This window comes from Marinibacterium sp. SX1 (genome assembly GCF_050389775.1).
Classification (GTDB): Bacteria; Pseudomonadota; Alphaproteobacteria; order Rhodobacterales; family Rhodobacteraceae; genus Marinibacterium.
The window spans coordinates 50,106-74,266 of sequence record NZ_CP177151.1 but is presented as its reverse complement, the minus strand read 5'-3'; the positions used below and the strand labels follow the sequence as shown (position 1 = coordinate 74,266).

Sequence of the window (24,161 nt, the reverse complement as noted above, 5' to 3'; positions counted from 1 at the left end):
TGGCGGTGCATTGTTTCTCTGGGAAACGAAAAGTCCCGGAAATTGGTCATCGTGTCTGAAAGCCGATAGAAAGGAATTGTCGGGATGCCGAACAGGCATAACGAAACGGTGATGCAATGTGCAGCCCCAAGGCTGGCATGAAAACGCGCCGTGGTCCAGAAATTGCGTGCTGGCCGAACGCGACATTCTGGGACATTATAAAGCATTGAATGACGATCCGGCTGATTCCTTTTTTTGCCGGTGTGCAAGTGACGATTAATTGAGAGATAGATCCGTGTGGATTGAATTGCCCATCCCTGAACCCGGCGTGTTCCATTGAACGGACCTTTGCGCATTCTGGTCCTCGCGCCCCAGCCCTTCATGGCACAGCGCGGCACGCCGATTGCCGTGCGGATGATGCTGGAAACCCTGTCCGAACGTGGCGACACGGTCGATGTGCTGACCTTTCCCGAGGGCGAGCCGGTCGAGATCGATCGGTGCCGGATCGTGCGCGTGCCCGGCCTGCCCGGGCTGCGGCGGTTTCGCCCGGGGTTCTCGCTGAAGAAGCTGGTGGCCGATGCGATCATGGGGCCGATGGCCGCCTGGATGACGATCCGCCACCGTTATGACCTGGTGATCGGGGTAGAGGAATCAGCCTTTATCGCACTGGTTTTGCGTGTCTTTCTGCGGGTGCCGTACATCGCCGATGTCGACAGTTCTATGCCCGAGCAGATCGACGACAAGTTCGGCCTGCCGGGCTGGCTGCGGCGCTGGCTGGACGGGGCCGAAGGGCTGATGCTGCGCCACGCGGCGGGGGCGATCACCTGCTGCCGGGCGCTGGAAGACCTGGTGCGCGGCCATGCGCCTGATCTGCCGGTGCGCACGGTCGAGGATGTCACCATGCTGGACCCCGACGCACCCGGGGTGCCCCCGGCCGATGCGGTCTTTGACGAGCCGGTGGTGATCTACGTGGGCAACCTGGAAAGCTACCAGGGGGTCGACCTGCTGATCGACGGCATGGCGCGGCTGGGCGATGCGGCCGGGCCGGTGCGGCTGGTGGTGATCGGCGGCACCGAGGACCACGTCGCCGCCGCCCGTGCGCGGGCCGCCGGGCTGGGCCTGGCCGACCGGGCCAGTTTCCTCGGCCCGCGCCCGGTCGACCGGCTGGGCGATTACCTGGCCGCCGCGACGATCACGGCCTCACCCCGGGTGCAGGGCCGCAACACGCCGATGAAGATCTATTCCTATCTCGACAGCGGCCGGCCCCTGCTGGCCACCCGGCTGCCGACGCATACTCAGGTGCTTGATGACGAGATCGCCATGCTGGTCGCGCCCACGCCCGAGGATGTCGCCCGGGGGCTGGGCGAGTTGCTGCGCGATGCCGACCTGCGCCGGCGCATGGGCGATGCCGCCCGCCGGCGCGTGGCCGCCGAATTCAGCCCCGATGCCTATCGGCGCAAGTTGGACGGTTTCCTGCGTGACGAGATCGCGCCGGGCCTGAAACCGTCGCGCCGCCGGGCCGAGCCCCGCACCGCCACCGATCCCCGCCCCGCCCCCGTCGCGCGAAAGGATGCCCGATGAAGCTTGCCGCAAAGAACATGATTTCCCGCATGGCCAATGGCCCGGCCTGGCCGCTCTTCCGCATGGCGCGGGGGATGGAACGGCGGCTGGATTCGTTGTGTACCTATGCCGAGCGTCAGCGCCGGGCCGAGGCGCGCAGCGATCTCAAGACGGCGATCCTCGCCGATACCTTCCCCGATCTGCGCGTCACCGCCGGGCCGTTTGCCGGGATGCGCTACCCCGATGCGGCGGCGACCGGCAGCGCCTTGCTGCCCAAGCTGGCCGGCAGCTACGAAAGCGAGCTGGCCGAGTTCATCGAGATCGCCCGGAGCAGGGATTACGGCCTGATCCTTGATATCGGCTGTGCCGAGGGGTTCTATGCGGTGGGCCTGGCGCGGCTGTTTCCGGACGCGCGGGTGCTGGCCTATGATGTCGATGCCGGGGCGCGGGCGATGTGCCGGCGGATGGCCGAGGCCAATGACGTGGCCGACCGGGTCGATATCCAGGGTTTCTGCGACACGGCCCGGCTGAAGGAGCTGGCCGGCGCGCCGCGCGCCCTGCTCTTTGCCGATTGCGAAGGGTTCGAGGCCGAGCTGTTCACCGCCGAAACCGCTCCGGCGCTGGCCGGCCACGACATCATCATCGAATGCCATGATTTCAAGGATCCGACGATCACCCCGGGCATTGTCGCGGCCTTTTCGGCCAGCCACGATGTTACTTTCGCCCGCGCCCGGTCCGAGCTGGCCAAGGCCCAGGACCCCGATCTGCCGGCGATCCGGGGCTACAACGCCGAAACCCGGCGGTTCATCGTCAGCGAAGCCCGCAACCCGGGCCAGTTCTGGCTGTTCCTGTCGTCGAAATCGGCCGCCGCTGCCGATGCCGCGCCGGTTGTCGCAGCCGTGGGGGCGCAGGGCTGACCGGTGCCGGGGCAGATCCGATGGGCGTGTCGGGCAACGCCGGACGCCGGGCCATGCGGGACGGGGCTTGCGTGGCGATGACACCGTATCGCGCCCCCAATCGTGCCGAATGTGAAGATCTGTCTTGCGCCGGTGCGGGTCGGGCCGCCGCCCATGCCGGTGCCATCCATTATCCTGGCAGAGTTCTGGATTGTAATGCTCATTGAAATTGGAATTTGCACCTTCCGCCGCTCGGAAATTCTGGAAACGCTGCGCAGCGTCGCGGATCAATCCGTGCCGGAAGGCGCCCGTCTGAGGGTCATCGTGGCGGAAAATGACGAGCGTCCGGCCTACCGGGACCGGATCGAGGGCTGCGCGCGCGAACTGGGGCTGGACCTGCATTACGTGCATGCGCCGGCCCGGAACATTTCGATCGCGCGCAACTCCTGCCTTGATGCGGCGACGGGCGATCTGCTGTTATTCATCGATGATGACGAATGCGCCGGGCCGGGTTGGATCGAACGGCTTGTCCTGACCTGGCAGGCCAGTGGCGCGGGCATCGTCTTTGGCCCGGCCTTTGCCGAATATCCCGATGCCGCGCCGGAATGGATGCGCAGCAACAACTTTCATTCCAACATTCCGACGCGCAACAAGGGCGTTGTCGAGACCGGCTATTCCAGCAACGTCCTGCTCGACCGGGGCGACCCGCGCGTTGCCGCCTGCCGGTTCGACCTGTCCTTCGGGCGCACCGGCGGCGAGGACATCGACTTTTTCTTCCGGCTCCATCGCGCCGGCGTTCCGATGACCATTTCCGAAGATGCGGCGGTCAGCGAAAAGGTCTCGCCGAACCGCCTGAGCTTTGGCTGGGTCTTGCGCCGCAGGTACATGACCGGCGCCATCTACGGCACCTGCGCGGCGCCCGACAACATGACGCGGCGCGTCTCGGTCATGGCAAAGGCCGCGGCAAAGTCGGGCTATTGCGGTCTGCGGGCGTTGGTCGCCGTGGCCAGCCGGACGCGCTGCATGTTCTGGCTCATGCGCGGCACGTTCCATGCGGGCGTTGTCGCGGGCTGTATCGCGCCGCCAAGACGCGAAGTTTACGGAGGCGCCGCATGATGGCAGACCCGCGCAGCGTGGCATTGTTCTACGACGGATTCGAAACCCAGGCGCTCGAAGTTCCCTTCGGTTCGCTCAAGTCCGAGGCCCGCCGCCACGCAAGGGCGGCCTGGCGCCGATTGCGGGGGCTGCAGGTCAACACCGGCTACTTCACGGCCTTCAACAACCTGCGCCGCAGCCTCGAGGCACGGGGCATCGAGGTGCGGGTGAACGATTTTGCCTGGGCCCGGGCCAACCCGAAAGAACCCATTGGAATCAGCGGCTTTCCCCGTGTCTTCGATCGCGTCCACCTGCCCAATCCGGCGGTCTTTGGCCCGGGCTACGTGCCGCCCCCGGACGAGATCGAAAAGATCATGGCGCGGTGCAACATCAAGGTGGTCACGTTGCCGTCGGAATGGCCCTGCGGGCTGTGGCGCGACAAGTTGGGGGAGGTGGCGCAGCCGATGTTCGTTGCCATCGACCTGGCGGCCTGGCCGGACACGTCGCAGATGGAAAAGCCGCTGGACCTGATCGTCTACGACAAGATCCGCTGGCGGCTGGAGGATCGCGCGGCCGACCTGCGCGATCCGCTTCTGGCGGCGCTCGATGCCCGTGGCCTGCGCTATCGCGTCCTGCGCTACGGGGCCCACCACCTCAGCCAGTTCCGGCAGGCCCTGCGGGATGCGCGCGGGCTGGTGTTTCTCTGCGAACATGAAACCCAGGGCCTGGCCTACCAGGAAGCGATGGCCTCGGGCCTGCCGATCCTGGCCTGGGACGAGGGCGAATTGGTCGACCCTCACCAGGGGCGGTTTGCGCCGCCGGGCCTGCGGGTGTCTTCGGTGCCCTATTTCGATGCGCGCTGCGGGCTGACCTTTACTCGCGAGACCATGATCGACCAGCTCGATGCCTTCATGCAGGCCATCGACGGCTTTTCCCCGCGCGCCTATGTCGCCGAGGCGCTGAGCCCCGAGGCCGGGGCGGCCCGTTACCTCACCTTGCTGCAACAGGCACGGGCGGCGGCGGACTGAAACCACACCGCCCGACATGTCACCTCGCGGGCAGTGCCAAGGCCCGCGAGGGGGATGGTGCCCCGCGTTGGCCGTTCAGCAACTGGTCTGGCGGCGATCACCCAGCGGCGATGCCATCGGTCTTTCCTGCTGTGCCTGCCAATCCATCGGCATGATCGGCGGCGGCACGATTGTCGGAATATATTCCGCCCCAAACCTTTCAGGATGCTGAATGGCCAACGAGACTTCGGTGATATGGGCCGAAAAATCGCCCGCCAGGCGTGGCGTCCGGCCGGCGCGGATCGCCTGCGCCATCTCGGCTATGCCAAGCGCGAAATCCATCGGGAACCCGCGACTGGCCGTCGAGATGCGGCGGGTATGAACCGGAGGAATGCGTCGACCGCCATCCCAGCCGAAGATCTTCTGGGCTTGCCGCCGCACGCGCGTGTCCGGCACCGGAATGGATCGCACCGGCGTCTTGAAATCCCAGGTCTCGGCCACCTCCAGGATGCCATCCTCGCAGAACACGCGGAACCGGTGATCGTGGGGCGCGATGATGCTGTTGGTCAGGCGCGCGATCAGCCCGTCATCGAACTCCAGGCAGGCACAGGAGAAATCCGGCGTTGTGTAATTGGTCGGCGTGTCGGGCCCCTTGTCGCGCACCAGGCAACCGGCCGTTGTCACGACCCGGCGCACCGGTCCGAACATCGCGGTCAGCCAGGTCAGGGCATAGCCGGCGTGCTCAAGCGTGCAGCCGGTGCGGAACTCGTCCTCGGCGGGCCATTGCGCGCCGGTCCGTGTGCGCCAGTTGCGATAGCCCAGCCGATGCACCAGCCCGTCATCCATCTCGGCATAGACAAGGCGCGGCCTGCCCCGGACGCGATCCCGCAGCGCCGACCACAATGTCTGGGCGGCCTCGCCCAGCACGCTCGACGGGGCCGCCACGATGTGCCGGCCGTGACGGGCCGCCAGGGTCACCAGTTCCTTGGCCTCGTCGACATCAAGCGCCAGGGGTTTTTCGGAATAGACATGCTTTCCCGCTTCCAGCGCCCGGCGCGACAATGCGGCATGCTGGTCCGGATTGGTGAGGTTGACGACAATCTCCACGCTGTCGTCGGCGAGCAGGGCATCGAAATCCGGATAGGTGTTCAGCTTGTAATGGTCCGCGAAAACCGCCTGCCGTTCCGGCGAACGGTCGTGGATACCCCGAAGATCCAGCGTCTGTTGCCAGTTGTCGAGCGAGTTCATGTAGAGGTCGGCGACATAGCCCGTGCCGACGAATGCAATTCCGACGGTCACGATGCCGGCCCGGTCTGTGATTCGCGGAAAGCGATGTGGTCCAGTGAAGTATTTGAAATGTCTTTGTTCACCCCGGCACCTTTCAATCGATTGTTCAAAGTCAATTCCCCAAAACTACTATGCGCGTTGCCCTGGGCAAACCCGAGGCAAAAATTTCAAGATCGCGCCAAATGGGCGTTACTGCATCTTAACTTACTGCAGTCGAGTGAAACATCCATGGTTTGTTTCCGGAAGGTGCAAATCGCGCATCAATATTTCCGTGATCGGAATGAATGTCGCGGCGCCAAGGCACAATCATGTAACGAGAATTTGCCCTTGTGGACGGGGTCGCGCGCCCTGATCCCGTGCTTGCGTCCGAATTTCTGCGAATCGAGACTGTTTTTCCGTCGATTCGCGTCGAACGTTGGTCTGGCCAATCCCGGTCCGCGCAGCGGTCAAAATGATCCCGCCTATTCTTGACCGCGTTCAATGCCGTTGCTTCACGCAGGGGGCAGGGATATCGTCAACGCGGTTCATTTCTGGAAAAGAATTCGTATGTTGTTTGCCGTTTTTCGAAAAAGAGACTTTGTCGCAAGGCTGTTTGTTCCGCCACCTGACCGCCCCGGCGTGATAGGGGGCGATGTTTCCACGGGCGGGACGTCCTGCGTGATCGGGATGTTCGATGACAGACACCGTGACAAGCGGCATGTGTCCAACCGCGATTGCAGGGCATGGTCCGCGGCCAGGTCGCTGACCGGGCCGGGGTCGCTTGGGCGGACGATTGTGGCCATGGGGGGTGCCCCGGTGCCGACGCCTGCCTTGCCGCGCAGCGGTCATCCATGTGCCTGCGCCCGCATGCAACGCGGCAGGCGACGCCCGGGCGTCGCGCGGGCATGTCGTGCCGAACGCTCAGCCGCGCCATCGTTCGGACGGGTCGCAGGATGACGGCCTCTCTCAGATGGGGCATCGCCGGCGCGGGATGGATCGCGGCCCGGTTCGCGGCCGATCTGGCCTATGGATCCGCCGGCCATGTCACCCGTGTCACCGCCCGACGCGCCGAGACCGCGGCGGCGTTGGCGGCCCGGCATGGAGCGCAGGTCGCGCCCGATGTCGAGGCGTTGGTCAGGGCCGACGACGTGGATGTGGTCTATGTCGCCACGCCGGCCTGGCTGCATCACGAGCATTGCCTCCTGGCGCTGGCCCACGGCAAGGCCGTGCTCTGCGAAAAACCCTTTGCCATGACCGCGGCCCAGGCACGCGAGATTGCCGATGCGGCGCAGCAGGCCGGGACGTTCTGCATGGAAGCCATGTGGACGCGCTTTTTGCCGGTGATGGTGGAGACGCGCCGCCGGGTGCGTGCGGGCGCGTTGGGCGACCTGTGCCACCTTGGCGCCGAGCTGGGCTTTCCCCATGCAGAGACCGCGGCCAATGCGACGATCACGTCGGTCGACATGGGCGGCGGGGCGTTGATGGATCTGGGTGTCTACGGCGTGTCGGCGGCGCATGACATGTTCGGGCCACCCGATGATGTCGCGGCGCAGGGCGCCTGGTCGGAATCGGGCAGTCTTCGCGACGTGACGATCAGCCTGCGGCATCGGTCCGGCCCGGCCCCGGCGCTGGCAACCATACGGGCCAGCCACCGCACGGCGCTTGGCAACCGGTTGGACATCGGGGGGACAACCGGGCGCATCGTGACGGAGGCCCCGTTCATCCAGGCCACCTCGGCGGCGCAGTTTCCCGTGCGCGAGGACGTGCGCGGGCCCTACCAGCCGTCGAAGCTGAAAGATGCTCTGCGAGGGTCGCCGGCCTGGCCGCTGATCCGGGCCGCGGCGGGCAAGGCCGCACGGCGCGACGGCATGGGCATCAACGGCCGGTTCCGCGGCTACGGGCTGTGGTTCGAGGCCGACGAGGTTGCGCGGTGCATCGCCGCGGGCCAGGTCGAAAGCACGGTCATGCCGCGTGGGGAGTCCGTTGCCGTCTGCGAGACCCTGGACCGCATTCGCGCTTGCCTGGATCGGGCCGGGTGATCACCGTGTCACCAGCCGTTTCGGTCCCGTCTCGCCTGACTGCAGGCGCGTGGCGGCCGATGGTCCGGCCAGGCCGGGCACATCGGGGCAGGCGGGCAGCGTCGCGTCCGGGGCGTGGCGCCAGCCCAGCAACGCGCTGCCGCCGCGGCTGTCGAAACTGACATTGGCCCCGGCGGTCTCGGCCAGCCGGGCGATGGACCGGGCGTCGGGCGAGGTGATCCAGGGCGCATTGGCCAGGACGATCCCCACCGGCGCACAGGCGATGATCGGGGCCAGGTCGCCGACCTGACCGGCGATCGGCCGGCCGGTGCGGATATCGGGCGTGAACGGCCGGGTGTCGGGGCCCAGCGAATAGAGCATCTCCGAGAAATGCGGGCGGTTGAACGCGATGTCGTAATCGCCCAGGAATTCCACGGCCAGCAGCGCCTCGGTGGTCACGATCACCGCCCCGTCGTCGATCCAATGGGCGGTCATGGTTTCGGCCTCGGGCCATTCCCAGCGGCGCTTGCCAAGCAGGGTGCTGGTATCCGACCCGGCGATCAGCGCCGTGGCCCGCACGAAGGCGGCGTTGGCAAAGACCACGAAGGCCGCCGATCCGGCCAGCACGCCGGCCACGACAATGCCCGTCAGCCAGGGCCGGTCGCCCAGGGGGGCGGTGATGGTGCGGAGAGCCTCGCGCAGGTAGGCGAACAGCGCCGGGCCGACATGGGCCAGGGCCATGGCCCAGATCACGAAGAAGAAAGGCATGGCCGGATAGAGGTACCAGACGTTTTTCAACCCGCCGAAGCTTTGCAGGACAAAGCAGGTGCCGAAGATGGCCAGGCAGAAGGACGCCGGCCCGGGGCGCACCCGCAGGGCGATCAGCGCGGCCAGGGGGAAGAGCGGCCAGAAGGTCGGGTAGGTGTCGCGGAAATCGCGGTGATAGAACGTCGGGTCGGGGATCGCGGGCCAGGGCTGCCAGCGATAGGTGGCCCAGAGCCCGCGCAGCGTGTCGCCGAAAAGGCCGCTGGCCAGGATCAGGACGATGGCCAGGAGGGCGGCGGCGGTGGCCCATCGCAGCCAGACATGGCGGCGCAGCCAGCCGGGGCCATGATAGAGCGCCACCCAGAGCCCGACGGCCATCACTCCGACCAGGGTGATCAGCTGCAGGTGCAGGGCCAGCAGCAGGGCCGCCGCCGCCAGCGCCAGCAGGGCCGCACGGCGCCAGGCGGCCAGGTCGGGGCCCAGGGCCGTGTGGATCGCCAGCGCGCCGATGGCAAAGGCCAGCCCCTGCAGGGCATAGAACCGGACGTATTGCGAGACCTCGATGCCGGTCGGCCACAGCACCAGGAAGACCGCGGCGATACAGGCGGCGGCCCAGCCGGCCACCACGCGGGTCCACAGGAAGATCAGCGCGACCAGCAGCGCGCCGGGTACGGCCGAGGGCCAGAACCGGGCGGCCGTGGCACTGCGCTCGCCGGCCATGTCGAAGCCCAGGGCGACCAGCCGGGTAAAGACGCTGGCCCGCGCATAAGACCCGTCGAGAATCGCGTAGCTGCCGTTGTCTTGCCAGCTCATCGCCGGGATCAGGTGGTAGAGTTCGTCGTAGATCGCCGGCAGATCCAGCAGGGCTGACCGGCTGATCAAGGCGGCGGCCAGGACCAGGCCGGTCGCCACGATGGTCGCAAGCTGTTGACCGGCCCGATAGGCCGGCAGGGTAGGCGTAGATTGTGTCATTACGTGTGAGATGGCGAGCGGGCCGCGCACAGAACCACCGGGGTGCCGACAAGGCGATCCAGGCGGATGGCACGCAGCGATCCTTCGAGGGCCGATGACAGGCCCGGTTGTTTCAACTTGCGATGCAGCACCATGGGCAGGACAAACTGGCCCACGGTCTGCTGATCGGCAAAGCCCAGCTCGGCCAGCCGGGCGCAGATCTCGCGCCGGGGGATGGCGGCATAACGCCGGGTGTCGCCTTCGATCTTCTTCTTCACGCCGAACAGCAGCGGTTCCAGGGCGTTGACCCCGCCGGGGATGGCGAAATCGACGATCACGGCCCGGCGCGCCACGCGGGTCAGCTCGGCCAGGTAGGCCGGCCAGTCGCCGATATGGGCCAGGATGCGAAAGGACGTCACGATGTCAAAGGCCCCGTCGGCATGGGGCAGGGGCATCAGCGGGCCGGTGCCCGTCACCACGCCGGGCATGTCGGCTGCCCGGCCCAGAGCCTGGGCGCTGGTGGCATGGACCTGCACGGGATGGCCATCGGCCACCAGCGGCGCGGCAACCTGGCCATGCCCGCCGCCCACGTCCAGCACCGAGGCACCCGGCCAGGGCGCGATCAGCCGGCGCAGGGCCTCGGTCTGGCGCGACAGCAGCCAGCTGCCGGTCGGGCCTTCGAAGCGCCGGGCGTATTGCGCGGTCGACGGGGCCAGATCGGCCTGGTCCGACCCGATGTCGGCAATGGCTCCGGGGTCCACGGCGGTCATGCGGCAATCCCCGTGGGCGCGCCGCGCAGGTGGCCTTCGGCCCGGTACCAATCGGCCGTGCGGGCCAGCCCTTCGGCCAGGCCGACCTGCGGTTCGAACCCGATCAGGCGCTTGGCCTTGTCCACCGAAAACGCCCGGGCCTTGGTAAAGAACGACACCCGCCGGCGATGCAGCGGCGGGTCGATCCCCAGCGGCCGGCACAGGGTTTCGCACAGGCTGGCCGCAGCCATGACCGGGGCCACGGGGATATGTCCGCGCGGCGGTTGCACGCCCAGGGTGGCCGCGATTTCCTGCACCAGGCCGTTCAGCGTGGTGTAATCGTCCGACCCGATAAGAAAGGTTTCGCCCAGGGCGCCGGGATGGCTGCCGCACAGCAGGAAGCCCTGCACAAGGTCGTCGATATAGCTCATGTGATAGGCAATGTCGCCCGCTCCGACCATGCGGAACGTCCGGTTCTGGATGCCCCGGAACAGCTTGAGAAACCGCAGGTCGCCGGGCCCGTAGATCCCCGTCGGCCGCACGATCGACACCGGCGCCCCGGCGGCGATGGCTCGCTGGGCCAGGGTCTCGCCGGCCAGTTTCGACCTCTGGTAGATGTCACCGGGGCGAAAGGCCGTTTCCTCGGTGGCCGGCAGGTCGGCCACGTCGCCATGCACGCCGCAGGTCGAGCAATGGACCACCCGTTCGATGCCATGCCGTTCGGCCGAGGCCAGCACATGGGCGACCGAGTCGCGGTTGACGGCCATGTAATAGCTGTCGGGATGGTTGGCGCTGCGATAGACGGCGGCGATGTGGAAGACATGGGTCGTGCCGGCCACGGCCCGGTCGATGTCATCCGCGTCCGAGACATCGCCCCGGACCAGTTCGATGCCGGCGTCGGCCAGCCCGCGCGCCGCGGGGCTGTCGGTCTGCCGGACCAGCGCGCGCACCTGGTGGCCCTGGCGGCGCAGCGCCCGGGCCAGGTGCCCGCCGGTAAACCCGGTGGCCCCGGTCACCAGGGCATGCATGTCGGTGTCGGTCATGGTGTCGGTCCCCGGCCTCAGGCCGTGATGATGCTGTCGGAATAGAAAAGGGCCAGGTCGGTGTCGGTGGTCAGGTCGAACACCCCGCCGCCCAGGTCGGCCCCTTTCAGAAGATCGGCCGAAGTGCCTTCGACATCGATGACACCGGCGCTGCCAAGGGTCAGGCGCACGCCGCTGCCGTGGTCCTCGACTGTCACCAGCCCTTCGAAATCATCGGCGATCAGCAGCCGGTCGGCGCCATCGCCGAAATCGGTGATCGTGTCCGGCCCGGCCGCGCCATCGGCGAAATCGGTCCCGAAGACAAAGACATCCGCATCGGCCCCGCCGGTCAGCACATCCGCGCCCGCCCCGCCTTCCAGCCGGTCGGACCCGGTGCCGCCGCCCAGGGTGTCATTGCCCGCCCGGCCCAGCAGCACGTCGTTGCCGCCACCGCCCAGCAGGATGTTGTCCTGGTCGGACCCGCCGATCAGGTCTCCGGCCGATCCGCCTTCGACATCCTGGCCGGTGCCCAGGTTCAGCGCCGTGCCATCCAGCGTGCCGCCGCTGTAGCCGATCTCGGTTTCCAGCAGCTCCTGCAGGCCGGCGGCATAGGCCGCATAGCCCTCTTCGGTCATGTGATCCTCGTCATCGCCCATCAGGGCCTGGTCGAAGGGCGCATCGTAGAGATGCAGCGTGGCATGGCTGGATTGCAGCGCCATCACGGTGGCCTTGATGCCGGCGACATAGGTGCCGTTGCCAGCATCGCCGACCACGGCCACACCATCGACGATGCTGTAACCCTCGTTCACCATTTCGACCTCGTCGGTCAGGTTGCCCTTGGGCGGCAGGGTCGAGATGACCAGGTGCTTGTCCGAGGCGCCCGGCAGATCATAGAACTCGCTGATTGCCTGGGTGATGCCATTGATGACCCGCGGGAACAGCACGTCGAAGAACCGCGTGCCGCCGCTGCTGATGTCGTTGGTCCCGGCCATGAACAGCACGATGTCGGGATCATAGGCCGCCAGGTCGTCTTCGTAGATCCCGTTTGCCATGATCTGGCGGATCTCGATGCCGGGCGTGCCGGAATGGGCATTGTCGAGCATCAGCTCGGACCCCGAATTGAACCGCCCAGCGTAGTCGATGAACACGCCGTCGGCCAGCAGGCTTTCGAACAGCGTGCCGCGATAGCCGTCCTGCAGCTCGCGCGTCGATTGGGTCACCGCATCGGTATCGCCCAGGTAGCCATGGGTCAGGGAATCGCCGATCGGCAGGACAACGGCGGCATAGCCATAGGTGCCGGTGGTCAGGTCGATCGACAGGGCCTCGGTCTCGGTCGAGAAATCCAGCGGCAGGCTGACCTGTTCCAGCATCAACTCGGGGCCGGTCACGGTCACGCTTGCCCCGTCGCCATCGGTTGCGGTGACCGAGCTGGTGAGCGGGCCGTCGTCGAGGCTGGACAGGTCGAGCGTCAGGGTGCCGTTGGTGGCGATGGTGCCGGTGACGGAATTCGTCCCGTCGGTCACGGTGACCTCGGCCGTGGCATCGGCGTCGAGACCCGAGATGACAAAGTCCACCGCCCCGGCCTCGGCCCCGTCGATCAGCAGGTCGGGCGCGCTCAGGGCGAGGTTGCCGTCGTCATCGGCCGGCGAGGGCGAGCCGAGGGTGATCACCGCGCTGTCGAAGCTGATCGTCGCGGTCTCGTTCTGGCGGGTGCGCTGGTTGAGGAAGCCGCCGAGGACCAGCTCGTGGCTGCCGCCAGACAGGGTGCCCAGGTCGAGGGTCACCTCGATCCAGCCGGAATCCAGCGTTTCGGTGTCGGAATCCGTGGCCGCCAGGGTCATCAGGCTGTATTCGGTGCCATCGAGCGCGACCATGACCTCGGCCTCTTCGCCGGCATCGAGATCGGCGCTCAGCGTGATCCGGTAGCGCAGGGTCAGCGTGGCCTGCTGGCCGGCGAGGGCGTCGAACTCCTGGCTCCAGCCGCCCGAGATATCGGTGACCGCCGAGCGCGAGGACCCGCCGCCCAGCAGCACGTCCAGCGTCCCGCCGGTGGCGCTGCCATCGGCGTAATCGGGCTGGGCCGTGCCGCGGAAGGCGTCATCGGCATAGGTGAACCCGTCGGCTCCGGACGTGAAATCGGCGTCGATGGGCGTCGGTAGGACCACCGGCGGGGCGCTGTCCAGGGTCAGGCCCGGCCCGGCCAGGGTGGTCGTCGCGCCGTTGATGTCGGTGGCCGTCACGCTGGTGGTCAGCGCGCCGTCGGCGAGCCCGGTTAGGTCGAGCAGCAGGGTGCCGTCGGCGGCCAGGCTGCCCGAGATCGTGCTGGTGCCATCGGTGACAAAGACCTCGGCCGTGGCATTGGCATCGATGCCGGTGACCACGAAACTGACGGCGCTCATCTCGGTGGCGTCGATCTCGGTGTCGGGCAGGGACAGGGCCAGGTTGCCGTCGTCATCGCCCGCCGCGGGCACCAGGGTCAGCCCCGGCCCGCCGGCCGTGGCCGTTGCCCCGTCGCCGTCGGTTGCGGTGACCGAGCTGGTGAGCGGGCCGTCGTCGAGGCTGGACAGGTCCAGCGTCAGGGTGCCGTTGGTGGCGATGGTGCCGGTGACGGTATTGGTGCCGTCGGTCACGGTGACCTCGGCCGTGGCATCCGCGTCGAGGCCCGAGATGACAAAGTCCACCGCCCCGGCCTCGGCCCCGTCGATCAGCAGGTCGGGCGCGCTCAGGGCGAGGTTGCCGTCGTCATCGGCCGGCGAGGGCGAGCCGAGGGTGATCACCGCGCTGTCGAAGCTGATCGTCGCGGTCTCGTTCTGGCGGGTGCGCTGGTTGAGGAAGCCGCCGAGGACCAGCTCGTGGCTGCCGCCAGACAGGGTGCCCAGGTCGAGGGTCACCTCGATCCAGCCGGAATCCAGCGTTTCGGTGTCGGAATCCGTGGCCGCCAGGGTCATCAGGCTGTATTCGGTGCCATCGAGCGCGACCATGACCTCGGCCTCTTCGCCGGCATCGAGATCGGCGCTCAGCGTGATCCGGTAGCGCAGGGTCAGCGTGGCCTGCTGGCCGGCGAGGGCGTCGAACTCCTGGCTCCAGCCGCCCGAGATATCGGTGACCGCCGAGCGCGAGGACCCGCCGCCCAGCAGCACGTCCAGCGTCCCGCCGGTGGCGCTGCCATCGGCGTAATCGGGCTGGGCCGTGCCGCGGAAGGCGTCATCGGCATAGGTGAACCCGTCGGCTCCGGACGTGAAATCGGCGTCGATGGGCGTCGGTAGGACCACCGGCGGGGCGCTGTCCAGGGTCAGGCCCGGCCCGGCCAGGGTGGTCGTCGCGCCGTTGATGTCGGTGGCCGTCACGCTGGTGGTCAGCGCGCCGTCGGCGAGCCCGGTTAGGTCGAGCAGCAGGGTGCCGTCGGCGGCCAGGCTGCCCGAGATCGTGCTGGTGCCATCGGTGACAAAGACCTCGGCCGTGGCATTGGCATCGATGCCGGTGACCACGAAACTGACGGCGCTCATCTCGGTGGCGTCGATCTCGGTGTCGGGCAGGGACAGGGCCAGGTTGCCGTCGTCATCGCCCGCCGCGGGCACCAGGGTCAGCCCCGGCCCGCCGGCCGTGGCCGTTGCCCCGTCGCCGTCGGTTGCGGTGACCGAGCTGGTGAGCGGGCCGTCGTCGAGGCTGGACAGGTCCAGCGTCAGGGTGCCGTTGGTGGCGATGGTGCCGGTGACGGTATTGGTGCCGTCGGTCACGGTGACCTCGGCCGTGGCATCCGCGTCGAGGCCCGAGATGACAAAGTCCACCGCCCCGGCCTCGGCCCCGTCGATCAGCAGGTCGGGCGCGCTCAGGGCGAGGTTGCCGTCGTCATCGGCCGGCGAGGGCGAGCCGAGGGTGATCACCGCGCTGTCGAAGCTGATCGTCGCGGTCTCGTTCTGGCGGGTGCGCTGGTTGAGGAAGCCGCCGAGGACCAGCTCGTGGCTGCCGCCAGACAGGGTGCCCAGGTCGAGGGTCACCTCGATCCAGCCGGAATCCAGCGTTTCGGTGTCGGAATCCGTGGCCGCCAGGGTCATCAGGCTGTATTCGGTGCCATCGAGCGCGACCATGACCTCGGCCTCTTCGCCGGCATCGAGATCGGCGCTCAGCGTGATCCGGTAGCGCAGGGTCAGCGTGGCCTGCTGGCCGGCGAGGGCGTCGAACTCCTGGCTCCAGCCGCCCGAGATATCGGTGACCGCCGAGCGCGAGGACCCGCCGCCCAGCAGCACGTCCAGCGTCCCGCCGGTGGCGCTGCCATCGGCGTAATCGGGCTGGGCCGTGCCGCGGAAGGCGTCATCGGCATAGGTGAACCCATCGGCTCCGGACGTGAAATCGGCGTCGATGGGCAGGCCCACGCTCAGGGTCACGTCACCGGAGTTCGACAGGGTCGAACCATCGGACATCGTGTAGGAAAAGCTGTCGCGCCCGACATATCCGGCGTTGGCCGTGTAGGTGATCACCCCGGTCACCGCGTCGACGCTGACCGTGCCATGCGCCGGGCCCTGGTCGATCGTCACGGTTTCGGGCAGCGGCGCCCCGCCCATGATGCCGTCGTTGGCCAGCACGTCGATCGCCACGCTGCCCCCGGCGGTGACCAGCGCCCGGTCGTTGATCGCCACCGCGTCGCTGCGCGGCACGTAGCTGACATCTTCATAGGTTGCGGTGGCCGACACGTTGTGCCGGGGCGTGCCGGTGAACCCGTTGGCGCCGGTCCAGATGCTCATGAACATGAAACTCGGTTCGGCCGGGATGCCGATGTCGGCATCCGTGACCTGGCGCAGCGCGACGCCATCGGCATACCAGGTGATCGAATCCGGGGCCCAGTCGATCGTGTAGGTGTGGAAGCCCGCGGCGGCGTCGAAGCCGAGGTCGACCAGCTGGCCGTCCGAGCCTTCGGGGGTGTGGAAGGTCAGCAGGACCTTGGTCGTGTCGTCGCCGAGGAACTCGAAATCGATCTCGCTGGTCAGCGTGCCGTGGGGCGCGCCGGTATAAAGGAAGAAGCTCGACAGCACGCCGTCTTCGTCCGAAACCTGCATGGTCACTTCGTATTGGCCATAGAAATAACGCTCTTCCGAGCGAATTTCGGCGCCGGTATAAGGTTTTCCGCGCTGCGATTCGTGTTCGAGCTGAAGCGAAACGCTGCCGGTACCCAGCACGACATGATCGGGATCCCAGGCCGTGGCGATCCAGCCGCCGGCATTTGCGTAATCGGACGGGCGCCAATTGGCGGGATCGAATGGGTCGAAGGAGGTGGCGAAGGCATCGTATTCCACGGCCTCCAGCGATGCGGCCATCGGTGCGGGGGCCGTATCGAGGCTGGAGGCTCCCAGGAAGGCCGACAGGAGGCCGGTGAGATTGCTGAATGTCACCTCCATGCCCTCCTGTTCCGCGCGCATGTCGTCGAAGCTGAAGATCGGCCCGTAGATTGGGCTGAGCCACTCTGCCGGCCCTTCGGTCATGACCGGGGCCGGCCCCGTGTCGAAGGCCGCAAACCATTGCCACGACGGGATTTCCACGGGGATTTCCACGTCCGGCTGATCGGCCGGGCGTTCGGCCGCAGCGTCGAAGGATGCAGGTGTTTCTGCGGGATCTACCGCCAATGACACCGCATCGGTGCCAAGGGCTTCGGTTACGGGGATGTCATCGGCCGGTGGCCTGATCCATGCCGTTACCTTGGCAAGTCCGAAAGAGTGATTGAAACGGTCAAATACCTTGTAGGAAACCATCTAAAATTCCCGGCCACAACAAAAATCAAGAGCCAATCCAAGCGGCGAAAGTCAAACCCCATTCGCCGGGCCGATTCTCGGAACACGTTTAAGAATCGCCCCCGCGCAGAAAAATCCGCTGAGAACAGAATGCATTAACAGCAGAATTCTTTCCATCCACCACAGAAGTAAGCTCTTGGACGATATCAGATTCGTTTAGGAATTGGAAAATTTGTTAACGACGAATGGTCTTTTTGTCTTCTGATCGGGCGAAATAAGGGGGATTTCGCGGCTTTGTGATTGAATGGCGTCCGAATTGCCCGGGCTGCGAAAAGGCGCAGCCCCCGAAGACGGGCTTCGGGGGCTGCGATGTCACCGATCGGGCTGGGGTCAGGCCATCAGGTCATCCGATGCGGCGGCGGTCAGTTCGACAAAGTCCAGCCGGGCGCGTTCGCCATCGTCAGCCATGCCGATGATGGTGATCGTGTCCCCCGTGTCGATCGAGATGCCCGACAGCGTGCTGTCTGTGATCTTGTTTGTGTCCGTATCCAGGTGGATTTCACCGACCCCGATGCCATTGACGAAGACAAAGACATCGCCTTGGCCGTCGTTTTCATCGACATAACCGATCCGGAGGTCGAAGACGCCGGTCGGGCCGTCGAAGACCTGGCTGACCGTCCCGGCCTTGGACTTGTCGATGACACGCACCACGTCCCCCGAAGCCGCGCCGAACTTGCCGGATTCGACCTCGTAATTGTCCATCATCATGGACTCCGCCTCGATCCGCAGCAGGTAGTCTGCCGGAACCGGGTCCACGGTCACGTCCTCGACCGGGGCAAGTTCACTGGCTGTCAGTTCGACGTAATCCAGCCGCGCCCGCTCGCCATCATCGGCGTAGCCGACGATGCTGATCGTGTCGCCGGTGTTGATCGACAGGCCGGTCAGGCTGGCCTGGGTGAAGGCATCGGTATCTGCGTCCAGCACGATTTCGGCAACGCCGAGCCCGTTGATGAAGACGTAGAAGGCGCCCACCCCGTCATTTTCGTCGATGAAGCCGAGATCCATGTTGAAGACACCCGAGGGGCCATCGAAGACCTCGCTGGCGATGCCGGCCATGGACTTGTCGGCCACTCGCACGACCTCGCCGGAGGTGCCGCCGAACTTGCCGGATTCGACCTCGTAATTGTCGAGCAGCATGGTTTCGGCCTCGATCCGCAGGATGTAATCCTCGGGGACCGGGGTGCCGCCACCGTCACCGGGGTCCGTGCCGCCGTCTCCGGGATCTCCGCCACCGTCCGTGGGCGCGTCATCGGTTTGAGTCAGACTGACGTAATCCAGCCGCGCCCTCTCGCCATCGTCCGCATATCCGACGATGCTGATGGTGTCGCCATCGTTGATCGCGATGCCCGACAGGGTGGTCTGGGCGGATTTGTCGGTATCGTCATCCAATTGGATCGAACCGACTTCAAGGCCGTTGATGAACACGACAAATTCACCGGACCCGTCGTTTTCATCGACATAGCCGAGCGTCAGGTCGAAGATGCCGGACGGCCCTTCGTACAATTGCCGAGCCATGCCGGGGGCGGTCTTGTTGGTGATCGCGATGACCGCGTCCGAGGTCTCGTCGAACTTGCCGCGTTCGATCTCGTAATTCTCGAGATCCATATCCTCGGCTTCGAACAGCACGTCCACGTCGGGTTCAGGCTCCGGCTCGGGTTCAGGCTCCGGTTCGGGTTCCGGTTCAGGCTCGGGTTCTGGCTCCGGTTCGGGTTCCGGTTCAGGTTGAGGCTCGGGTTCAGGCTCGGGCGTGTCGTCAACGGTCAGTTGGTTGCCGGTAACACCCAGGACACGCAGATCGAACAGCTCGAAATCGCTGACACCGTCCGGCCCGATGTAATCGGGCAGCGCGCCGTTGTTGACCGCGCCAGAAGGCAGATCGGAAACAGATTCGACAAAGGCCAGTTCGATCGCCGCATGTGCCGAAATCACGCTGCCGGTTATGCGGTCCCCGACGGGGATATCGACGATGACATAATACTTGCCGTTTTCGAAGTAATAGCCTTCCTGCGCGACGTTATCTTCCCAGAAATAGCGATTGGTGACAGTCACGTATTCCACGCCGATCCCGTCGACCTTCCTGACTTCCAGCGTGGCGTATTCCCAAGGCTTGTTCAGCACCATGGTCGATGCACCGATGTCGAAGCTGGCTTCGAGGCGGCCGACGTAATATCGGTCTTCCCAGTCCGGGTTGTCGTCGACATGGGGGAACTGGTCGGCGTTGCCGACGAAGTTTCGGGCAAGTTCAGTTTCAGTGTAGACATTGCCCAGGACCACATGGGCCAGTTCCTTGTCCTGGTCGCCGAACGTGTCGCTGAAGATGCCCTGGTCAAAGCCCTTGAAATGGTTGTCGACGATTTTCAGGAACTTGAAGTCATGCGCCATGATCCCGGTTGTCACGTAGCCGACCTTGGACAGGCCCTGGTGCTTGCCGGTGATGCCACCGTCGAGGCCGACGAAAATACTGTCCTTGATCAGGTAGTTGTTCTGGTAGAACCCCATGACACCGGCCGCGACTTCCCAGGCGACCAGCCCGTCGATCACGCTGGCAACGTCTTCGAGTGTGCCTCTCTTGTCGCCGCTGGTGTTAAAGCCCACGTGGCTGGCCAAGACTTCGTTGTTGTCGAAGACGCGCAGCGGGACCCGTGACAGGGTGGCCGTCTCTTCGCCGAACCACTGGCTGTAGCCGTTGAGCGTCACGAAGTCGCTGACCAGCGGGTCGATATCCGACACCCCGTCGTCATTGCCCATCGGCCAGAAGGAATAGCCCGCACCGTTCGAACTGACCGCCACGTTGTCGGACGAATTGATCATCCGCGACTTGAAGCCAAAGCCGATCCCCTGGTGGAAGGAGTCGTTCAGGATCTCCTGGCGGCCGGCCGGGTGAGCCGTTCCGGCATTGCCCTGTTCCGAGTTGAAGGTGATCAGGTCACCCGTCGTGTGCATCGTAATGTTGCCGATCCAGTCGCCGATTTCATTGCCGGCCTCGGCAATGATCGCGCCGCCATTCACGCCGTAAACGGCATTGGAAATGACGTCGAGATTGGCATCATGATGCACGATGCCCCATCCGGGGCTGCCCCAGACGGCATTGCCCTCGGCCAGGGCCGCGCCTTCTTCGATCGTTCCGCCGGTGCGATGGAAATGCAGCGAATAACGGCCGGCGACATTGGTTCCGCCTTCGGTATCCAGCAATTCCTGCTTGTCCGTTCGGCCCAGCTCGTAGAACTCGGCATTCTGAACGACCACGTCCTTGTTGTGCATGAACATGACATGGCCACGTTCATCGACGGGAACGGTTTTGCCATCACCCAGATAGGCGCTTTGGCTGGTTTCGGTGCCGATCTGGATATTGCGCGTGTAATTCGCAACCGGCACCTGGAAGTTGTGGCCAGCGTAATCTTCGGGCGTCAAATGATCGTATTGCAGCGTCTGGTTCAACGTGACCTTGTAATCGCCGTTGGCCATCTGCGTGATCGACTTGATCGTGACGACTTCGTCCTGGAAAATGTTCTCGCCAGTGAACTTGGTGCCCGCGACAACCAGCTTGTCCCCGATTTCCCAGCCCATCGGCATGTCCGAGAACGTCAGGAAATTGTCGCCCTTTTCCGGGTCGGTCGAGGCCCGCATGTGGTCGACCTTGTCCTGACCCGAGATGCGCACCGTGCCATGGGTGACGACACCCTTGGACAATTGCGTCGGATCGTCCGACAGGTCGATCTTGCCGTTGTCGCGGTGGATCGTGATCTCGGCCGAAACGCTGGCTTGAACGGGGTTGTCCTCGGTGCCGATGGTCAGGGTCGAGCCTGAATTGGTCAGCAGCGTGTCCAGCACCAGCCGCGTGTCGGTATCCACTGCGAAATGCAGCTCGCCGTCGACGCCGACACGGTCCAGCCGCGCATCGCTGACACCATCGTAAACAACGGAAATGCCGGCGGGAATAAAGACGCTGTCACCGTCTCCGGGCACCTTTCCGGTCGACCATGTCCCCGGATCGAACCAGGAGCCTCCGTTCAGCGCAACGGCAACATCGGGATCGCTGGCCAGGGGAAAGAGGTCAAGCAATGCAAGGTGGTCGGTCAGTTTGTTGGCGTCGTCCTGGTGAACGTGCTGCTTGGCATGTTCGATGGACATGATCTGGGCGTCGATGGCGGCCTGCAGGGTGATCGAGCCGCCGCCGACCAGGTCCTGAACATCCTCGGTCACGGCCGCCGTCATGTCATCATGCGATCCGCCGGTCATATGGGCCATGCCGTCGTCGGTCATTTCGGCCATGGCAGAAATCGGCTGGGCGTCGATTGATCCGATTTCGGTAACATCAACATCTTCGGAGCCGGCGTCATTCCTGCCGTTTAGCGATTTCAGGAGCGAAAGCGCCTTTCCGTCACCGATGTCGATCCAGTCAGAGACCGGGTCCGCGTTTTGAAGAAATGAACCGAAAGGCCCATCGAGGCCAGGCAGCGAAATCGACGGCCCGCCATCTGCCGGAAATGTATCGGAAAAACCGGATGCGCCGTTGCCGTCCAAAGCGTCGCTGAAACCGGTCGACCAGGGTGCGCCGGGATTACTAAAATTTAAGAGAAGCGCAGTCTCATCAGGGATATAGACACTCTCGTTTATCTCTGTTACTGTTTCAAAAGTTTCGGAGAGTGGGTTAGCCTGGGAGATGCTGGGGACGCTGTCAGAAGCGCTGGTGGCGAGGGAGAGAGACGCCAACGGCACATAATCATGCAATCTTCGGTTTTCACTGCTGGAGAGCGCGCCCCCCAGAGAATTGATTGACTTGTCGTGTAGATCGTCGGCGTCAATTGGATTTGTTAAGTCGCGACCGTTGCGGCCGGTGACCGTCCGTGTTGACATCGTCACTTTCTCCTATGCGTGCCCGAGTTGTTGCCCTGCCCCTGCATAGGGCGGGCCCAAGACATTTTATTCTGACCTGCGCAAATCGCTTGTCGCAGGCTATTCTTGCTTGTTTCTTAACGTACACATCAAAGCATACAAGATGTTAAATTATTCTTACTCGCCCTAAGGATTGGGCGCGTTCTTGCCCATGGCGATAGACCCCCAATCTCTGGAATGCGCCCCATTTCCGTTGCGGCAATTATTGCAATTTCGAATGCGGCTGGCGGAGCGAAGACTCAAAGTTATTCATTTGATATGAACGACTTGCCGGAAGGCTCGGGCACTGTTCCTGGCTTTGCCTGGAATGCGTCAATAGCAGGAAACATCAACGTTTCGGCGAGTGATCGCGTGCCCGTTCACACGGGGCGAACTGCCTTGCGAACTGGCATCTCGGGAACAATCGGGGTGTCATATGCTATCCCCGGATCTGCCCGTTTTCTGACCCTCTTCGAGGCGGCAACCGACCATGTCCACCCAGAACCGCACAGATGGTTAACGCACCGAACGATGCGCTGGTCCGCCAGCGCTACGTCTGCCGGTGGCGCCTGCATGCGCCCGGATGACGCGAAACCCAAGCCGTTGAGATGGCCGGATTCTTCTTAGGGTTGATCTGACCCTAATCGATTGGCTCGACAAAGGGCCGGGAATGGCCGTCCCTATGACACGGCCATTCCCCTTGCTGCGGCGATCAGGTCCGCCACGGCCTGCGGGCTTTCAACATAGGTCGACCGTGGCAAGCCCAGCAGGTGATCGCGCCGATTCTCTATCGGCTGCCGATTCTCGATCAACTCACCGACCAGAGTACCGAGCGTTTCGTCGATCGGGTCATCGAGGATGAACCCGCCTCCGCGCTCTGTCAGCCATTGCGCGACCTGGGTGCCCGCGGGCGCCAGCGCCGGAGTGGCGAAATAGCCGCCTTCATAGATCCGGTTGGGCAGCAGCCACATCGAATTCGCCCCGGCTTCGTACCAATCCCCCGCCCAGATCAGGTCAACCTCGCCGTAAATCGCTTCCAGGTCGCCCGGCGCCTTGTACCGTCCATGGAAGACGATGTTGGGCTGCCCCGCGAATTCCGCTTCGAAATCAGGAAAGACCCCCGGGGCCGGATAGCCACGCAGGATGATACGCAGATCGTCGGGAAAGCGATTGGCCAATGATTTCAACAGGTCAAGCGAACGGCGGCAGCGCAGGTTCCCGAACCAGCCAATCCGCAGGGGTCCCTCGGGCGCGGCAGCGCGCGGGGCAGGGCGGGCGGCAAAGGCATCCCCTTCGATCAGCCGGTTTTCGACAAGGTGAAAGCGGCATTTGCCCGGGTAATGCGTTTCGAAATGGGCCTCGGCGAAGCGCGGCGACGAGATCATGACCAGCGCACATTGCTCCAGGAGCCGGGCCTCGAGCCGGCGCAACATCCGGGCCGGGCGGGATGGCCCTGTCAGGCGGTGATGAATGTCGAGGCATTCATAAACCAACGGCACATCGAGCCCCAGTTTCCGCCGAACCCGCGCGGCAAGCGCAAGCATATCGAGGTTGCGAGCCAGAAAGATATCCGCCCGACGGAACATGTCCGGATAGTTCAGCGCGCGACGAGCGCCGGAATAGACCAGCGTAACGCGTTGCAAATAATCATTGTCGCGGGTCTGACCCAGATCGACATGGCTCCATTCCGGTTTCGTGAAATCCCCGCGATGCGGCATGAATCCCATGACATCCACCCCGGCCCGTCGAAATGCCGTGGCCCGGCGGCGCACGGCAGGTTCATTGGCGTCGTGCCCGAAATAGGCCACGGAACCAATCGTTTGGACATGCGGGGCAGGGGATGCCGAAGTGTTGTCTTTCAATAATCCTGCCGAATGCTCGGCCCTCTGATGAAATGGTTGCCCCGAAAACGGGTCTTGGTGTTCGAAATGGCGTGCCGCCTGAGACAATTTCCAAGCCTGGCGTGGTCTTCAATTCCGCCAGAAATAGCTCATCATGCGGAACCATGTTTGTCTATGCCGGTGTCGCGGACAGGTCATTCCGCGGCGATCAACCTTTTGAAGGCGCGCCGATTTCAAACCACGATTCCGTTTTTCCGGCGTAAATGCCCCATTCTCAGCCGGCGCAACTCATGGCGTGGCGCGGGGATCATCCGTCCGACACCGCGAAGGTCGTCGACTGGCCGCAGCGACCCG

12 protein-coding genes are annotated in these 24,161 nt (G+C 64.9%); 5 read left to right on the top strand and 7 right to left on the bottom strand.

Annotated elements, in window-relative coordinates; genetic code table 11:
* The first annotated feature begins 327 nt into the window (after window positions 1-327).
* From ACK3BB_RS26605 to ACK3BB_RS26590, 4 genes are all read left to right on the top strand, one after another.
* A complete protein-coding gene (locus ACK3BB_RS26605) occupies window positions 328-1,560 on the top strand; it encodes a glycosyltransferase family 4 protein (RefSeq protein WP_428929738.1) in 1,233 nt (410 codons plus the stop codon).
* A complete protein-coding gene (locus ACK3BB_RS26600) occupies window positions 1,557-2,456 on the top strand; it encodes a hypothetical protein (protein WP_428929737.1) in 900 nt (299 codons plus the stop codon). Before ACK3BB_RS26605 ends, ACK3BB_RS26600 begins: the two co-directional genes overlap by 4 nt.
* A 195-nt stretch (window positions 2,457-2,651) precedes the next feature.
* The gene (locus ACK3BB_RS26595; protein ID WP_428929736.1) at window positions 2,652-3,551 is read left to right on the top strand and encodes a glycosyltransferase; all 900 of its coding nucleotides are present in this window, start codon (window positions 2,652-2,654) and stop codon (window positions 3,549-3,551) included.
* The gene (locus tag ACK3BB_RS26590) at window positions 3,548-4,558 is read left to right on the top strand and encodes a glycosyltransferase (RefSeq protein WP_428929735.1); all 1,011 of its coding nucleotides are present in this window, start codon (window positions 3,548-3,550) and stop codon (window positions 4,556-4,558) included. The genes ACK3BB_RS26595 and ACK3BB_RS26590 overlap by 4 nt, the downstream gene beginning before the upstream one ends.
* 75 nt (window positions 4,559-4,633) lie before the next feature.
* Here the strand turns inward: ACK3BB_RS26590 and ACK3BB_RS26585 are convergent, their stop codons facing one another.
* Window positions 4,634-5,836: a Gfo/Idh/MocA family protein gene (locus ACK3BB_RS26585; RefSeq protein ID WP_428929734.1), complete on the bottom strand. Its 1,203-nt coding sequence runs from the start codon at window positions 5,834-5,836 to the stop codon at window positions 4,634-4,636.
* Between the two features lie 920 nt (window positions 5,837-6,756).
* On the opposite strand from ACK3BB_RS26585, the gene ACK3BB_RS26580 reads away from it, so the two are divergent.
* A complete protein-coding gene (locus ACK3BB_RS26580; RefSeq protein ID WP_428929733.1) occupies window positions 6,757-7,842 on the top strand; it encodes a Gfo/Idh/MocA family protein in 1,086 nt (361 codons plus the stop codon).
* Here the strand turns inward: ACK3BB_RS26580 and ACK3BB_RS26575 are convergent, their stop codons facing one another.
* From ACK3BB_RS26575 to ACK3BB_RS26550, 6 genes are all read right to left on the bottom strand, one after another.
* The gene (locus ACK3BB_RS26575) at window positions 7,843-9,558 is read right to left on the bottom strand and encodes a hypothetical protein (protein ID WP_428929732.1); all 1,716 of its coding nucleotides are present in this window, start codon (window positions 9,556-9,558) and stop codon (window positions 7,843-7,845) included.
* Window positions 9,558-10,307 (bottom strand): class I SAM-dependent methyltransferase, encoded by a 750-nt coding sequence (locus tag ACK3BB_RS26570; protein WP_428929731.1) that lies wholly within the window; start codon window positions 10,305-10,307, stop codon window positions 9,558-9,560. The genes ACK3BB_RS26575 and ACK3BB_RS26570 overlap by 1 nt, the downstream gene beginning before the upstream one ends.
* Window positions 10,304-11,329 carry an NAD-dependent epimerase/dehydratase family protein gene (locus tag ACK3BB_RS26565; RefSeq protein ID WP_428929730.1) on the bottom strand — a complete coding sequence of 342 codons (1,026 nt, stop codon included), beginning with the start codon at window positions 11,327-11,329 and terminating at the stop codon, window positions 10,304-10,306. Before ACK3BB_RS26565 ends, ACK3BB_RS26570 begins: the two co-directional genes overlap by 4 nt.
* A gap of 17 nt (window positions 11,330-11,346) precedes the next feature.
* The gene (locus ACK3BB_RS26560) at window positions 11,347-16,842 is read right to left on the bottom strand and encodes a family 16 glycosylhydrolase (protein WP_428929729.1); all 5,496 of its coding nucleotides are present in this window, start codon (window positions 16,840-16,842) and stop codon (window positions 11,347-11,349) included.
* Between the two features lie 579 nt (window positions 16,843-17,421).
* Window positions 17,422-21,948, bottom strand: coding sequence for a G8 domain-containing protein (locus ACK3BB_RS26555; RefSeq protein WP_428929795.1), 4,527 nt, complete (start codon window positions 21,946-21,948; stop codon window positions 17,422-17,424).
* Window positions 21,949-22,646: 698 nt separating this feature from the next.
* Window positions 22,647-23,774: a hypothetical protein gene (locus ACK3BB_RS26550; protein WP_428929794.1), complete on the bottom strand. Its 1,128-nt coding sequence runs from the start codon at window positions 23,772-23,774 to the stop codon at window positions 22,647-22,649.
* Between the last annotated feature and the right edge of the window lie 387 nt (window positions 23,775-24,161).

Bases quoted from the DNA above. Each gene is read 5' to 3' on its own strand.
- ACK3BB_RS26590 (WP_428929735.1), top strand. From the start codon at position 3,548: ATGATGGCAGACCCGCGCAGCGTGGCATTGTTCTACGACGGATTCGAA.
- ACK3BB_RS26565 (WP_428929730.1), bottom strand. From the start codon at position 11,329: ATGACCGACACCGACATGCATGCCCTGGTGACCGGGGCCACCGGGTTT.
- ACK3BB_RS26575 (WP_428929732.1), bottom strand. From the start codon at position 9,558: ATGACACAATCTACGCCTACCCTGCCGGCCTATCGGGCCGGTCAACAG.
- ACK3BB_RS26600 (WP_428929737.1), top strand. From the start codon at position 1,557: ATGAAGCTTGCCGCAAAGAACATGATTTCCCGCATGGCCAATGGCCCG.
- ACK3BB_RS26555 (WP_428929795.1), bottom strand. From the start codon at position 21,948: ATGTCAACACGGACGGTCACCGGCCGCAACGGTCGCGACTTAACAAAT.
- ACK3BB_RS26595 (WP_428929736.1), top strand. From the start codon at position 2,652: ATGCTCATTGAAATTGGAATTTGCACCTTCCGCCGCTCGGAAATTCTG.
- ACK3BB_RS26580 (WP_428929733.1), top strand. From the start codon at position 6,757: ATGACGGCCTCTCTCAGATGGGGCATCGCCGGCGCGGGATGGATCGCG.
- ACK3BB_RS26570 (WP_428929731.1), bottom strand. From the start codon at position 10,307: ATGACCGCCGTGGACCCCGGAGCCATTGCCGACATCGGGTCGGACCAG.